At 60.6% G+C, this 15,255-nt stretch carries 12 protein-coding genes; 7 read left to right on the top strand and 5 right to left on the bottom strand.

Translation table 11 applies throughout. From position 1 onward, the window contains the following. Positions 1-69 precede the first annotated feature (69 nt). On the top strand, positions 70-1,950 hold the full coding sequence (locus tag QU606_RS06145; protein ID WP_024072661.1) for a methyl-accepting chemotaxis protein: 1,881 nt from the start codon (positions 70-72) through the stop codon (positions 1,948-1,950). Positions 1,951-1,989: 39 nt separating this feature from the next. Here QU606_RS06145 and QU606_RS06140 read toward each other — a convergent pair whose 3' ends face one another. From QU606_RS06140 to QU606_RS06120, 5 genes are all read right to left on the bottom strand, one after another. Further along, positions 1,990-2,448: an SRPBCC family protein gene (locus QU606_RS06140; protein ID WP_304998232.1), complete on the bottom strand. Its 459-nt coding sequence runs from the start codon at positions 2,446-2,448 to the stop codon at positions 1,990-1,992. A gap of 19 nt (positions 2,449-2,467) precedes the next feature. After that, positions 2,468-5,839 carry an amino acid adenylation domain-containing protein gene (locus QU606_RS06135; protein WP_304998231.1) on the bottom strand — a complete coding sequence of 1,124 codons (3,372 nt, stop codon included), beginning with the start codon at positions 5,837-5,839 and terminating at the stop codon, positions 2,468-2,470. Then, positions 5,836-6,783, bottom strand: a complete 948-nt coding sequence (locus QU606_RS06130; RefSeq protein ID WP_024072664.1) for a diiron oxygenase — start codon at positions 6,781-6,783, stop codon at positions 5,836-5,838. The genes QU606_RS06135 and QU606_RS06130 overlap by 4 nt, the downstream gene beginning before the upstream one ends. Beyond that, positions 6,780-7,538 carry a DUF3050 domain-containing protein gene (locus QU606_RS06125; protein WP_304998230.1) on the bottom strand — a complete coding sequence of 253 codons (759 nt, stop codon included), beginning with the start codon at positions 7,536-7,538 and terminating at the stop codon, positions 6,780-6,782. Before QU606_RS06125 ends, QU606_RS06130 begins: the two co-directional genes overlap by 4 nt. A 365-nt stretch (positions 7,539-7,903) precedes the next feature. Beyond that, the gene (locus QU606_RS06120; protein WP_024072666.1) at positions 7,904-8,602 is read right to left on the bottom strand and encodes a GntR family transcriptional regulator; all 699 of its coding nucleotides are present in this window, start codon (positions 8,600-8,602) and stop codon (positions 7,904-7,906) included. Between the two features lie 321 nt (positions 8,603-8,923). On the opposite strand from QU606_RS06120, the gene QU606_RS06115 reads away from it, so the two are divergent. The 6 genes from QU606_RS06115 to QU606_RS06090 all read left to right on the top strand — a co-directional run bounded on the left by QU606_RS06115 (position 8,924) and on the right by QU606_RS06090 (position 15,240). Continuing rightward, positions 8,924-9,817 (top strand): TauD/TfdA family dioxygenase, encoded by an 894-nt coding sequence (locus QU606_RS06115; protein WP_069074977.1) that lies wholly within the window; start codon positions 8,924-8,926, stop codon positions 9,815-9,817. Positions 9,818-9,831: 14 nt separating this feature from the next. After that, on the top strand, positions 9,832-10,857 hold the full coding sequence (locus QU606_RS06110; RefSeq protein WP_041160807.1) for an ABC transporter substrate-binding protein: 1,026 nt from the start codon (positions 9,832-9,834) through the stop codon (positions 10,855-10,857). Position 10,858: 1 nt separating this feature from the next. After that, on the top strand, positions 10,859-11,710 hold the full coding sequence (locus tag QU606_RS06105; protein WP_304998229.1) for an ABC transporter ATP-binding protein: 852 nt from the start codon (positions 10,859-10,861) through the stop codon (positions 11,708-11,710). A gap of 12 nt (positions 11,711-11,722) precedes the next feature. Next, a complete protein-coding gene (locus tag QU606_RS06100; protein ID WP_304998228.1) occupies positions 11,723-12,571 on the top strand; it encodes an ABC transporter permease in 849 nt (282 codons plus the stop codon). Between the two features lie 59 nt (positions 12,572-12,630). Then, a complete protein-coding gene (locus tag QU606_RS06095) occupies positions 12,631-13,551 on the top strand; it encodes a LysR family transcriptional regulator (protein ID WP_069074975.1) in 921 nt (306 codons plus the stop codon). Between the two features lie 153 nt (positions 13,552-13,704). Next, a complete protein-coding gene (locus QU606_RS06090) occupies positions 13,705-15,240 on the top strand; it encodes an MFS transporter (protein ID WP_304998227.1) in 1,536 nt (511 codons plus the stop codon). Positions 15,241-15,255: the final 15 nt, after the last annotated feature.

Genomic DNA, 15,255 nt, shown 5'->3' with positions numbered 1-15,255 from the left:
GTCCGCCTATACCGTACATGGAATGTTCCACTCGGCACGCCCACCCTTTTGGCAAAAGAAGTCGATGAAATGAATCTTAAGTTCAGTCATAAAATTCTGTTGGCCGCGTCAGGCGTCGTGGTTCTGGCCTTCGCGTTATTCACGCTCTACAACGACTACCTGCAGCGCAGCACCATCAAGCAAAACCTGGAATCGTCCATCCAGCAATCCGGTGAACTTACCGCCAGCAGTGTGCAGAACTGGCTGAGTGGGCGAATACTCGTACTCGAAAACCTGGCGCAAAACATTGCCCATCAAGGCAGTGGTGCGGACCTCCCGGGTTTGGTCGACCAACCTGCGCTCACTGCAAACTTCCAGTTCACTTATGTCGGTCAGACCAACGGCGTGTTCACACAGCGCCCGGACGCGAAAATGCCCGATGGTTACGACCCGCGCCAGCGGCCTTGGTACAAACAAGCCGTGGCTGCCGATAAGACCATGCTGACCCCTCCCTACATGGCGGCGGTGGGTGGGCAGATCGTGACCATCGCCATGCCGGTGAAAAAGAACGGTGAACTGCTGGGCGTGGTCGGCGGTGACTTGAGCCTGCAAACCCTGGTCAAGATTATCAACTCGGTGGACTTTGGCGGCATCGGCCATGCGTTCCTGGTCAGCGGCGACGGCCAGGTCATCGTCAGTCCCGACCAGGACCAAGTGATGAAGAACCTCAAGGACATCTACCCTGGCACCGGCGTACGTATCGAAAAGACCAGTCAGGACGTGGTACTCAATGGGCAGGATCGCATTTTGGCGTTCACCCCTATCGGCGGCTTGCCAGGCGCAGACTGGTACATTGGCCTGTCGATCGATAAGGACAAGGCCTACGCCCCGTTGGGTAAATTCCGTACATCAGCGTTGATTGCCATGCTGATTGCGGTGGTGGCGATCGCGGTGCTCTTGAGCCTGCTGATCCAAGTCTTGCTGCGGCCCCTGACTACCATGGGTGTTGCCATGCAGGATATCGCCCAGGGCGAAGGCGACCTGACCCGTCGGCTGGACGTCACCAGCAAGGACGAGTTTGGCGAGGTAGGCAGTGCATTCAACCAATTCGTCGAGCGTATCCATGCGTCCATCTCCGAAGTGTCTTCGGCGACGCGCCAGGTGCATGACCTGTCCCAGCGTGTGATGGCGTCCTCCAACGCCTCGATCATCGGCTCCGACGAGCAGAGTGCGCGGACCAACAGCGTCGCGGCCGCCATTAACGAGCTGGGGGCCGCCACCCAGGAAATCGCACGTAACGCCGCCGATGCTTCGCAGCACGCCAGCGGTGCCAGCGAGCAGGCTGACGATGGGCGCAAAGTAGTGGAGCAAACCATCCTGGCGATGTCGGAACTGTCGCAAAAAATTAGCCAGTCCTGCACCCAGATCGAAACCCTGAACGCGAGCACCGACAACATCGGCCACATTCTCGATGTGATCAAAGGCATCTCCCAACAGACCAATCTGCTCGCGCTCAACGCTGCGATCGAAGCGGCGCGTGCCGGGGAAGCCGGTCGAGGATTTGCCGTGGTTGCCGATGAGGTGCGCAACCTGGCCCACCGCACCCAGGAGTCCGCGGAGGAGATCCACAAAATGATCACTTCGTTGCAAGTGGGCTCGCGTGAGGCGGTGACCACCATGAACGCCAGCCAGACCTCCAGCGAAGAGAGTGTCGAAGTGGCTAACCAGGCGGGTGAGCGCCTGATCAGCGTGACGCAGCGCATCGTTGAAATCGACGGCATGAACCAATCGGTCGCCGCCGCCACCGAAGAGCAGACCGCTGTTGTGGAAACCCTCAACGTCGACATCAATCAGATCAATCTGCTGAACCAACAAGGCGTGGCCAATCTCAACGAAACGTTGAAGGATTGCGATGCACTGTCCCAGCAGGCCAGCCGTTTGAAGCAATTGGTCGACAGCTTCAAGATCTGACCTTGATGGCATCGGAGCGAGGCTTCTCGCTCCTATTGCTTAGCCGAGCATCCGGCGCACGTTCTCCAGTGCGTTGTCGGCGAACCCTTGGATAAACCCTTCAAACTCAGCCTGCGGCATCTCGATGGGTTCGCCAATCAGGGTCCAGGTCGCCCGTGCGCTTCCGGCGCCAAGGGCCTCCACGCTCATCGCTGCCCACAAATGGGCCACGCCGAGGGTGTTGTAGATCGTGGTCCAGGTCATGCACATGGCCTTATCGTCATGGCTATTGAGTTGCTCTACGACGCAGTGGCCATCGTGAAAATACTTCGTGCGCAAAGCACCCACGCCAACACCGGTCATCTCGATGTGCGACAGGGTAGGAATGAAGGCATCAAAGCCTGCAAAGTGACCCACCACGTCCCACAGGCGAGCCGCCTCGCGGTTGACGATGACAGACGCCACCACGGGTGTGCCTTGGGGGTTGCGGATCAATGTATCGGGTTGCAGCGGTTTCATGAGGGGGTCCTGAAGCAGTTCAGAGAAAGCCGATGGCCTTGAGGTAGTCACAGCCCTTGCGCAGCAGCGCCGAGTTCTTGTCGGGATACTGCGTGCCCATTTTCTCTATGCCCGCACGGGCATTGTCATGACGGATCATTGAGGTATCTCCGATGTCTTCATCCAGCCCCTCCAGGTAAAAGCCCAGCACGCCAAATAACGCATTTTCAGGGCCCACCGTTCGCAGCGCGCGCTGCCAGTGCGCAACGCTGACACGCTCAAACCGGTAGCCCATCTGGCTGAACGCATCGAGGTAATGATCCCAGCTCAATGGCTGTGGGTTGTGCAGGTTGAATACGTTAAGCCCGGCATCAAAACGGCCGCAGTGGAATGCGAGAAATTGGGCGAAAAAGTCCACGGGCATCAGGTCGAAGTTCACCTCCAGGCGTGGGACCAGCCCCAGTTGCAACGACCCCTTGAGCATCAGCATCAAGCGATTTTTCTGTGGCTGGCAAACACCGTTGCGGCTGTTGAAACTGATATTTCCCGGACGATGAATGTTGACCCAGGCACCTTGTGTCGTCGCGTGCGCCAATAGCCGCTCGGCGACCCATTTGGACAAGTTATAGCCATTCTTGAGGTAGATCGGCGGGGTCGCCGCGGCTGGCGTTTCGAGCACATGCCCACGGGCGTCGATACTGCTGCATGCCGACAGTGTCGAGATGAAATTGAGGACCTTCTTGCAGCGGGTCTCACACAGGCGCAGGCACTCCAGCACTGGCTCGACGTTGTGTTTTGCCAGCGAGGCATAATCCATCACGTGATTGACCTGCGCCGCGTTGTGCACCAGGGCGCCATAGTCCTGGGCAAGAGACTCATACACCTCACCCGTCAGGCCCAGGCGAGGCTGACTGATGTCTGCGGCGTACACCTGTACTCGGCTCAGGTCCAAATGTTCCAGGCGATACTCACTCAACGCCTGGGCGAACCGCGTCGCTGCCGGTTGACCTGGCAGTTCACGCACCAGGCAGGCGACCTCTGTTGCACCGCCAGCCAGCAGGGCCTCGACGATATGCACGCCGATAAAGCTGTTGGCGCCTGTAACGATCACTTTGCGCGGATCACCCATGCGTTCATCGGACAGCACCTCGATCATCGGGTCTCGCAACGCATCCCGGACCGCCTGGCCGCACGGGGCATCCGGTAACACAGCGTCTTCCATCAGCAGTGCGAGGGTGCGAATCGTCGGCATTTCAAAGAAGCGATTCAAGGGCAGGCTGCGGCCGAGTTGCTCACGCATCCGCAGCAGCAGCGTCGATAACAGGATGGAATGGCCACCCAGGTTGAAGAAGCTGTCATCCATCGAGAACGCCTCCACGGGTAACCGCAACAGTTCACTCCATAGTTCCGCCAGCTGCATTTGCAAGGGCGTCTGCGCTGCCTGGCCCTTGGTATTCGACGCAGGTTGAACGGGCAACGCCAGCAACGCCTGGCGATCGATTTTGCCGTTGCTGGAGTACGGCAGGTTGGGCAACTCGGTCCACACGTCGGGTTGCAGGTAATCCGGCAACCACTGTTGTGCATGCTGCTTCAGGTCGGCCATCGTGGCGCCCGGCTCCGGCTGAGCGACAATGCTGCGGATCCTGCGCTCACCATCAATCACCACCGCCACTTGGCGGAACAGTCGGCTGTTACGCAGGCACTCCTCGATTTCCTGGGGCTCGACCCGCACCCCGCGGATCTTCACCTGTGCATCTCGTCGCCCGCCCAGCTCGATACCGTCGGCGGTCCACTTCGCAAGATCGCCACTTCGGTAAGCCCGCAGGGTTTCCCCACTCGGCAACGCCAGCTCGACGAAAGGATCGTCATGCGTCTGCGTTGCGTCCAGGTACCCCAGGCCGACCCCGGGGCCGACGATGTACAGTTCGCCCATCACCTGCTCGTCCACGGGTTGCAGGTGCTCGTCGAGGATCAGCACTTGGCTGTTGGCGATCGGGCGGCCCAGGTTGCGGTTGCCATCGGCGGGTTGCAAAGTTCGATGGGTGACCAGCACAGTGGCTTCGGTCGGTCCGTAGAGGTTATGCAACTGGCACTGCCCGGCCAATCGTTCGATCACATACGGCTCGCAGGCATCACCGCCAGTGAGCAGGTGCGAAAGGCCCAACGGTCGCGCCAATGGCAGAATGCTGAGCAGTGCCGGCGGCAGGAACGCATGACTGATCCGCTCTTGGCGGATCAGCTCCACCAGTTGTTGTGGATCGCGCCGCTGTGCCTCGCTGGGAACGAACAACTGCGCACCGGCGATCAGGCCGGGGAAAATGTCCATCAGCGACGCATCGAAATTCAACGAGGCAAATTGCAGTACGCGACTTTGTTCGCTCAACTCCATGCAGCTGCCAAACCAGGCGGTGAAGTGGGCGAGGTTACCTTGGCTGAGCAGTACACCCTTGGGCCGGCCGGTGGTGCCCGAGGTGAAGAGCACCATGCACGGGGCATGGATGTCGGGATGCCGGACACCCAAGGGGTGGGAGGTATCTGGCTGGCTGACGGTGCTCACGTCCAGTGCCACGAAGCGCTCCCGCAGCGGATGCTGGCCGTCGTCCAGTAATACCTGGGCGCCAGCACTTTCCAGCATGGCTTGCTGGCGTTGCGGTGGATGGTCCGATGTGAGCGGCAGGTACACCGCGCCACAGCCCAGCACGGCAAGAATACTGGCATACAGCGCGGTGGATTTTTCCAGGCAAACGCCAACTACCGCTGGCGCCGCACGGCTCTCCAGCAGTGGGCCAAGCTGTTGCTGGATGGCTGACGCTCGAACCTGTAACTGCCGGTAAGTCACCACGTTGCCCGCAATGTTCAGGGCGGGCCGCTCGGCAAAGGCGAGAAGGCTGGCCCGCAACCGCTCGATCATCGGCACTTGGGCGGCCTGCAACAGGGCTGGCGCCGCTGTGCGATTAAACCGATGCAGGTACGCCAGCGTCTCCAGCGCTTGCAAGCCTTGCTCGGGCCACGTGTTGGCGCAGGCTTCGCTCGCAAGATGCCCAGGGTCGCGCGCGAGGCTGCTGACGTGCAAGGCCACCCATTCCAACAGCGCGTTCGTGGCCTGCCTGCGCAATCGTTGACCGTTTCCGCTGGGTTCTTCAGCAAGATCAATCGCAGCGATCAGGCGCCGGTTGTTCTCATAGCCGCGTAACTGCAGCGCGGGCAAACCGTTGTCGCCCACAGGGCCTATGCCCAGGCGCAAGCTGATGCGTGGGGGTTCGTGCAAATGGAGAGGCAAGGGCTGGCTGCCGTCTTCGATCACCAGGTCAGTCATTTCATCGCCAGACCGATGTCCGTATTGCTCCAGCACCTGCCTCACCGTACCCAATGCGGTACTGACACCGCCCCAGCCAATCGTCAGGCGCCTCATGCCGCTCTCCCGGCCAGCAACAGATAATCGTCCAGCGCCTGGGCGATGCTCGGTGTCTGCAGCAGCCCACTGTGGTGCAGGAACCCCATGATGTTGGCGATCAGCGGATGTTGGCGGGTGATGGGAAAGTCCAGTGCTTCTATCTCGGCCCTCAATGCACCGCGAGTGCTGGCGCTGACGTCCAGATGGTCAATCAGTTGAAGGTCGAAGGCTTTCTGCAGGTCATGGGTCAGGTAGTGCGCCAGGAACGTCGGCAGGGCTCGGGCAATACCGTCGCGATCATCCACGCTGGCCGCCTCCCAATAGAGGCGCACCAAGCGTGTCCAGAACTGTGCATGGCGCCCTTCGTCAAACAGGTGGTCGGCCATCAGTCCGCGGACAGATGACTTGACGCTCTCGTCGTTGGAAAACGCGGCGACGTCCTGGGTGACGGTATTTTCGGCGATGGCCACGCCGATCAGTTCCACGGCGTCGTGCAGGTGCGCCGGGGCCTGTGCCAGCGCCGCTGGCAAGGCACGGCTCAGCTCGATTTCCCGTGGCAGATCGAGCGGTTGTATGCCGGTCATCGCCACGGTCTGTTGGAGGAAATCCAATGCCACCAGGGCGTGGTAATCCTCATCGACCACGACAGTCATCGCGTCGTAGCGGCACACGAGGGGGAAGGGCAGGGCGAAGCGGTTCTTGGCAATGCGGCGAGCGGTCTTGTCGACGATCTCGGTTTCGAAAATCACCACATCGTTGATGAATTTGTAGAAGCTTTGCACCAGCACAAAGTCGCGCCATTGCGGGCAATGTTCGAGAAAGGTCGCACAGAGCGCCAATGGCTGGCGGCACAGCGGATAGATCAGCTTGTCGTCGTTTTCCATTTGGCGGCGAGGGCGTGTGCGAATGGTTGCTCGACGCTCCCAGTCTTCGGCGATGGAGCGGTAGTTGGCGATGTTCATGGGCGCACCGTTTGCAACGAGGCCAGCACGTCGTCCCAGAGGATCATGCGGTTTTCCACGGCCCGGAGCGCGGTTTCAGCGGCCTGCGCCTGGCGGCGTGGGTCTGCGCCGACCAGGCGTTGAAGCAACTGTTGCGCCCCTGGCTCATGGCCTTGGGTATCCAGCTCAATGTGACGGTGGAGGTAATAGCCCAGGGTGGGCGCTCGGCGATGGATGACCTCGCTACCCCGCAGCAGGCGTTCGAACATGAACGGGATGACGCTTTCGCGGCCATGCAGGAAGGCGGCTGCCACACAATGGGTCGGTGCGTTCAAGGCAATGTGCAGCGTACTCTCGACGAAACGGGCTACGCCAGGTAGCACGTCGATGTGTTGCAACGCGGTATTGGTCTTCATGCCCTGGCGTTGCAGCGTAATGAAGGTGTCAATGGCGGCGGTGCTGGCGTCCACTTCGACCATGGCGTCGCGGTATAACTCGAAGTGGCTGCAATGACCTTGTCCCAGGCGCTCGTCCGATTCCTCGCCCAGCACAATCTCATTGATCAGGCGGGCGGCTTGCGGGTCGACGGGGGGAAGCCAGGGCAACTGCGTACAGGTCAAGTCTTGTTGAAGGCGTTTGGTGAGCGTCATGAAGTCCCATACCGCAAACACATGGCTTTTCATAAAAAGTTGTAACTTGTTGAGTGAAGTTATTTCTTCAAATAACGGATGGCTGCATAACTGCAGTTTTTTTTGCTCAAGTAACGTGTGATGCATGGTTGATGCCTATAAGTTGTTGCGACTGCTCTGAACACAGGGGGGCGTTTACGGCTTGGAAGTAGATAGGTAGCGTTTGGCCAAGCCCCGCCTGCAGGCGCGGAGTTACGTGGCCGGATGAAGTGGTTTTTTATTGGCGAAAGACAATAAGCCGATTGAGTGCCTGGATAAGCTTATAAGTGTATTAGTTGCTTATCTGGGGGCGGCATTTATTGTGGGTAAGTTGTTTTATCAAGGGTGGGAAGTTTCATGTCCCAGCGTTAATAGGCGCGTGTTGTTCCGGCTAAGAAGTGCCGACGCGGGACGCTCCCCGATGGGAAGCAAGCCCCGCAGTGCATAGGGGGCAGGCGAGGTGCTGGAAAACCTTACGAGTGGGGCGCTTCAAGGCCCTTGAGGTAGGTGGCGATTACCTCCATCCCGCGCATCAAGTGATTACGCAGTGTCAGGATGCTTTCGTCGATCTTCTTCTGTGCCACCAGCTTCAGCAGTTCGCGGTGATCTTCCTGGGAGGTCTCGCCCAGCCCCATCGCCTCGAGGTTGAAGCGCAGGAAGCGTTCCTCTTCATTCAAGCCATGCTCGACCAACTTGAGCAGCCGTTGATTCGGTGCCTTGCCGTACAGGGCCATGTGGAACAGGCGGTTGAGGCGCCCAATCTTGGTGTAGTCCTTCTCACGCTCCAAGGCATTGATGCAGGCCTCGGCCTCGGCAATGTCGGCGTCGGTGAGCAGGGGGATCGACAAGCGCAGCGCCTCGGATTCCAGCAGCATGCGCAGGGCGTAGGTTTCAGCTGAATTGTCTTCGATCAACGGCGCCACCACCGCGCCTTTGTGCGTCACCACATGCAACAGCGACTGTGCCTCCAACTGACGCAATGCCTCGCGCACGGGCATGCGGCTGACCCCGAACAGGCTGGCCAGCTCTTGCTGGCGCATGGCGGTACCGCATGGCAATCGACCATCAAGGATGGCATTGCGCAAGGTTTCTTCAATGACTGAACGAGCAAGATGAGCGGGAATAGGCCCGCTGACCTTAATGCTGCTCAAAGGGTTCGGCTTCTGCGTCACGGCTACGCTTTGCTCCTTCTTAGAAGAGGGATGGCTAATTGGATCCAATGCACACTAGAGCCTGCCTACAGGCTTGTCAAACGGGCAAGGTTTTCGGCTTGTAAGCGGCTAAACACGCTGATCACGGCACTCACAGTGTATTTTTGCGGCATCTTACAGAGGGCGCGGACGGGATGCTGCGTTGCTCTGGTCTATTCGTTGGCCTTCGCTGCCGGCGGGTTTTCGACGGTACATTCCTGTCTATCGATATTCACTAATGGTATTTAAAATGTCGTTCTTATATCTATAAAGTCACTCTCCTGTCCGACCGGGAGTGAACTCATGTCCGCCGCCTCTACTGTTCCAACAGTGACCCCTACTACCCAGCATTTCGAGGTCCGCCCATTACCCGGCAGCGTAGGCGCCGAGATCGTCGGCCTGGACCTGTCGCGTCCGGTCAACGACCAGGACTTCGCCCGCATCCACCGCGCGCACCTGGAGCACCATGTCGTCGTGTTCCGCGACCAACGTATCACCCCGCAACAGCAGATCGACTTCAGTCGCCGCTTCGGCGTGTTGCAGATTCACGTGCTCAAACAGTTCCTGCTGGCCAACCATCCGGAAATCCTGATCGTCTCTAACATCATCGAAAACGGCCAATCCATCGGCCTGGGCGACGCGGGTAAATTCTGGCATTCGGACCTGTCCTATAAGGAGCTGCCCAGCCTCGGCTCGATGCTGCACGCCCAGGAGCTGCCTGCCGAAGGCGGTGACACCCTGTTTGCCGACATGCACAAAGCCTGGGACCAACTGCCTGGGCACCTGCGTGCAGCTGTCGAAGGCCGCAGTGCTGCGCATTCCTACACCGCGCGCTACAGCGAGACCAAGTTCGAAGGTAACTGGCGGCCGACGCTGACACCTGAGCAGCTCGCCCAGGTCGCGCAAGTGGTGCACCCGATCGTACGCACCCACCCGGAAAACGGCCGCAAGGCCCTGTTCGTCAGTGAAGGCTTCACCACGCACATCGTCGGTTTGCCGGAGGACGAAAGCCGCGATTTGCTGGCCCAGCTCTACGCCCATAGCGTGCTGCCGGAAAATATCTACCGCCACCAATGGCAGCCCCACGACCTGGTGTTCTGGGACAACCGTTCGTTGATCCACCTGGCCGCCGGCTGCCCCAGCCATCTACGCCGCAAGCTGTACCGCACCACCATCCAGGGCGACGCGCCTTTCTGATTCGGAGCATGACCATGTCCAGGAACATTCCATTTGCACGGCTGGCGGCGACCGTCGGCCTTGGTGTCAGTCTGTTGGCGGGCAGCCTGGTTGCTCCGACGGCTGCCCAGGCCGAAGGCGAGATCCGCATTGCCGAACAGTTCGGTATCGTCTACCTGCTGCTTAACGTGGTGCGCGACCAGAACCTGATCGAAAAATACGGCAAGCAGGAAGGCCTCGACATCAAGGTCGATTGGACCCAGCTGTCCGGCGGCGCGGCGGTCAACGACGCGCTGCTCTCTGGCTCTATCGATATCGCCGGTGCTGGCGTTGGCCCACTGCTGACCATCTGGGACCGTACCCACGGCAAACAGAACGTCAAGGCCGTGGCGTCCCTGGGCAACTTCCCGTACTACCTGGTGAGCAACAACCCCAAGGTCAAGACTATCGCCGACTTCACCGACAAAGACCGCATCGCCGTGCCGGCCGTGGGTGTTTCGGTACAGTCGCGTTTCCTGCAATACGCCGCCGCCAAGCAGTGGGGCGACAAGGAATTCAATCGCCTCGACAAGTACACCGTTGCCGTCCCGCACCCTGACGCCACCGCTGCGTTGATTGCCGGCGGTACCGAGTTGACCGGGCACTTCTCTAACCCGCCGTTCCAGGACCAGGCGCTGGCCAACCCCAACGTGCATGTGGTGTTGAACACCTATGACCTGCTGGGGCCGAATTCGCCGACCGTGCTGTTCGCCACCGAAAAATTCCGCAACGACAACCCCAAGACCTACAAGGCGTTTGTCGAGGCGTTGACCGAAGCCGCGCAGTTTGCCCAGAACGACAAAGGTGCCGCTGCCGACACCTACATCCGCGTGACCAAGGCCAAGATCGACCGTACCGAACTGCTGAAAATCATCGACAACCCGCAGTTCGAGTTCAGCGTTACACCGAAAAATACCTACCCGCTGGCGGAATTCCTCTACCGCGTCGGCGCCATCAAGAACAAGCCGGAATCGTGGAAGGACTACTTCTTCCAGGACGCCAAGCCCCTGCAAGGAAGTTGAGATGAACGCGCTCTTGCAAGGCCACACGGCCAGCAACCTGCATACCACCGCTCCGTTGCTCGCGGTGGACAACGTCAGCCTGGAATACCGTACTCCCGAGCGCGTGGTGCGGGCCACGCACCAGGTCAGTTTCGAGATCGACCCGGCCGACCGCTACGTGTTGCTCGGCCCGTCGGGCTGCGGCAAATCCACCTTGCTCAAGTCCATCGCGGGGTTTATCAAACCCTGCGAAGGTGAAATTCGCCTGCTGGGGCAAAAGGTCGAACAGCCGGGCCCTGACCGCATCGTGGTGTTCCAGGAGTTCGACCAGTTGCCGCCGTGGAAAACCGTCAAGCAGAACGTGATGTTTCCGCTGCTGGCGTCGAAAACGCTACCGCGTCGCGAAGCCGAAGAGCGGGCGTTGCACTACCTCAACAAAGTCGGCCTCAGCGCCTTTGCCGACGCTTACCCGCACACGCTTTCCGGCGGTATGAAAGCCCGCGTGGCCATCGCTCGCGCCCTGGCCATGCAGCCGAAGATCCTGCTGATGGACGAACCCTTCGCCGCCCTCGATGCCCTGACCCGGCGCAAGATGCAGGAAGAATTGTTGCTGCTGTGGGAGGAGGTGCGTTTCACCCTGCTGTTCGTCACCCACTCCATCGAAGAAGCCCTGGTGGTGGGCAATCGCATCCTATTGCTGTCCCCCCATCCCGGGCGCGTGCGCGCGGAAATCCACAGCCATCAATACAACCTGCACAGCCTCGGCGGCGTGGAGTTCCAGGCGTCGGCGCGGCGCATTCATCGCCTGCTGTTCGATGAAGCGCCCGAGGCCGAACGTGAGTTGGGTTTCGCCGACATCCGCATCGCTTACTAAGAGGGCAGCCCAATGCGCCAGGAATACGAAATTACCCTTGAGCCGCTGCTCAGCGTCCCCGTGGAACGCGAACTGCCCCTGCGCCAACGCCTGTGGCAACAAGGCTGGCTGCGCAAGGGCCTGATCCTGATCGTGCTCGCGATCCTGTGGGAAGCCGTCGCGCGCTACCAGAACAACGACCTGCTGCTGCCGAGTTTCCTGCAGACCTTTCACGCGCTCTATGACGGCCTGCTCAGTGGCGAACTGCTGAGCAAGGTGAGCATCTCGCTGGTGGTACTGATCAAGGGCTACCTGATCGGCATCGTGCTGGCGTTTGCCCTGACCACCCTCGCGGTGTCGACGCAATTGGGGCGCGACCTGCTGAGCACCCTGACCTCAATGTTCAACCCCTTGCCGGCCATTGCCCTGTTGCCGCTGGCGCTGCTGTGGTTCGGCCTGGGCCAGAACAGCCTGATCTTCGTGCTGGTGCATTCGGTGTTGTGGGCTCTGGCGCTCAACACCTATTCGGGGTTCCTCGGCGTTTCCGAAACCCTGCGCATGGCCGGCCGCAACTATGGCCTCAAGGGCATGCGCTTTGTGCTGTTCATCCTGATCCCGGCAGCGCTGCCGTCGATTCTCGCCGGCCTCAAGACCGGCTGGGCATTCGCCTGGCGCACGCTGATCGCTGCCGAGTTGGTGTTTGGTGCAACAAGCGGCAAGGGGGGGCTGGGCTGGTACATCTTCCAGAACCGCAATGAGCTGTACACCGACAAGGTATTTGCCGGGTTGGCGGTGGTGATCCTGATCGGGTTGTTAGTGGAAAACCTGGTGTTCGACACCTTCGAGCGGCTCACCGTGAAACGCTGGGGCATGCAGCGCTGATACGCCCATGCTGCTACGATTGCGGCCAGTTCACTCCCGACTGATCACGAGTGCTTGGCATGCAACTACCAGACATGAACCTGCTGGTCGCCCTCGACGCTTTGCTCGACGAGGGCAGCGTGGTGGGCGCCGCTCGGCGGATGAACCTCAGCCCGGCGGCCATGAGTCGCACGCTCACGCGCATTCGCGAGGCAGTGGGTGATCCGATCCTGGTGCGTGCCGGGCGCGGCCTGGTGCCGACGCCCAAGGCGCTGGAACTGCAAGGCCAAGTGCGCAATGTGGTGGAGCAGGCGGCGCTGTTGTTTCGTTCGGCGGATCAAGTGGACTTGAGCACCCTGCGCCGCCGTTTCAGCGTGCGTGCCAATGACTTCTTCATCGGCGTATACGGCGGACGCCTGTTCGACACCATGGAGCGCATGGCGCCCCTGTGCGAGCTGTGCTTCGTACCGGAAGGCGACACCGACGACGAGGCGCTGCGCGAAGGGCGTCTGGACCTGCGGGTGAGCAATACCATGCCCTCCAGTCCCGAGGTCAAGGTGCAGAACCTGTTCTCCACCACCTTCGTCGGCCTGGCGCGGGAAGACCACCCGTTGTTCGATGAAGACATCACCGCTGCGCGTTTCGCCAGTTATTCCCATATCAGCATTTCCCGGCGCGGCATCGCTCGCGGGCCGATCGACACCGCCCTGAATGCCCAGGGCCTGGAGCGCCGCGTGGCGATGATCGCCCCAGGCTTTCATGGTGCGATGTTCATGCTGCCCGACTCCGACCTGATCCTGCCGGTGCCCAAGGAAGCGCTCTACAGCGCCAATCGCTTGAAATTGCCGCTGCGTGCATTCGCCTTGCCGATTTCGTTGCCGACCCTGGTCCTGGCTCAATCCTGGCATCCGCGCTTCGACAAAGACCCGGCCCATAAATGGCTGCGCGAGACGATGCGCGAAAGTTGCCACGCCACCTGGCTGGAAGCGCAGCCGACCTGATTTGTACGTCATGTACAGTCAAATGTGGGAGGGGGCTCTGTGGTGAATTCAGGATTGCGCCTGGCGCACTTATACCCTGCCAACATGTAACTTTTTGTCATGGATGTGCCTGATTAAACTGCTCGGGTATTTCTAATCCCGAGTTACCTGTACATGACTTCCCTCGCTGCCCCCTCCCCTGCGGCCGCAGCCAAACCCACGGCCATCACCCCGCCTGTATTTGGCCCGCGCATCATCATCGGCCTGGTCGGCGTGTTGCTGGCGGTGCTGGTGTCCGGTCTCAACGAGATGGTCACCAAGGTGGCCCTCGCGGATATTCGCGGTGCGCTGTACATCGGTTTTGATGAAGGTACCTGGCTGGTCGCCGCCTACACCGCCACTTCCGTGTCGGCCATGGCCTTCGCGCCTTGGTGTTCGGTGACGTTTTCCCTGCGCCGTTTCACCCTGTGCGCGATCGCTCTGTTCACTGTGCTGGGCATCCTGTGCCCCTTCGCGCCGAACTACCAAAGCCTGCTGCTGCTGCGCACCGTCCAGGGCCTGGCGGGTGGGGCGTTGCCGCCGATGCTGATGACCGTGGCGCTGCGCTTCCTGCCGGCCAACGTCAAGCTGTATGGCTTGGCCGGTTACGCGCTCACCGCCACGTTCGGCCCGAGCCTGGGCACGCCGTTGGCGGCGCTGTGGACCGAGTATGTTGGCTGGCGGTGGGCGTTCTGGCAGATCGTCGGGCCGTGCCTGCTGGCGATGGCCGCCGTGGCCTACGGCCTGCCACAAGACCCGCTGCGCCTGGAGCGCCTCAAGCAGTTCAACTGGCGCGGCCTGCTGCTGGGGTTCCCGGCGATCTGCATGCTGGTGATCGGCCTGTTGCAGGGCAATCGCCTGGACTGGTTCGAGTCGGGCCTGATCACCTTCCTGCTGTGTGGCGGCACGGTGTTGCTGGTGCTGTTCCTGCTCAATGAATGGTCGCAGCCAATACCGTTCTTCAAATTGCAGATGCTTGGCCTGCGCAACCTGTCGTTTGCCCTGATCGTGCTGGCCGGGGTGTTGATGGTGCTGACCTCGGTGATCATCATCCCGTCGAGTTTCCTCGCCCAGGTCCAGGGTTATCGGCCCCTGCAAACCGCGCCGCTGATGCTGCTGATGGCGCTGCCGCAATTGATTGCGCTGCCGCTGGTGGCGGCGTTGTGCAACCTGCGTTGGGTCGATTGCCGCTGGGTGCTGGGCATCGGGCTGGGCATGTTGGTGCTGTCCTGCCTGGGCAGCACGCACTTGACCTCGGCGTGGATTCGCGACGACTTCTACGGCCTGTACCTGCTGCAAATCTTCGGGCAGCCCATGGCGGTGTTGCCGTTGCTGATGCTCTCCACCGGCAGCATCCAACCGGCGGATGGGCCGTTTGCCTCGGCCTGGTTCAACACCGTCAAAGGCCTGGCCGCCGTGATTGCCACCGGCGTGCTGGATGCACTGACCACCCAGCGCCTGCACTTTCACTCGACCATGCTGGTGGACCGCCTGGGCAACTCGCCCCTGGCCGATGGCGACGCGTCGGGGCTTGCCCACCGCCTGCACGAGCAGGCCGTAGTGCTCACGTCTTCGGATCTCTATTACGTCATGGCCGCTGTTGCGGCGGCGTTGATCCTGCTGATTTTCTGGATGCCCACGCGGATTTTTCCGCCTCGCGCACCGACCTAGCCACAAGGACTTCTC

The organism is Pseudomonas sp. OVF7, assembly GCF_030644265.1.
Classification (GTDB): Bacteria; Pseudomonadota; Gammaproteobacteria; order Pseudomonadales; family Pseudomonadaceae; genus Aquipseudomonas; species Aquipseudomonas gorinensis.
Note: the sequence above shows the minus strand (reverse complement) of the source record. Positions and strands in the feature narration are given on the sequence as shown.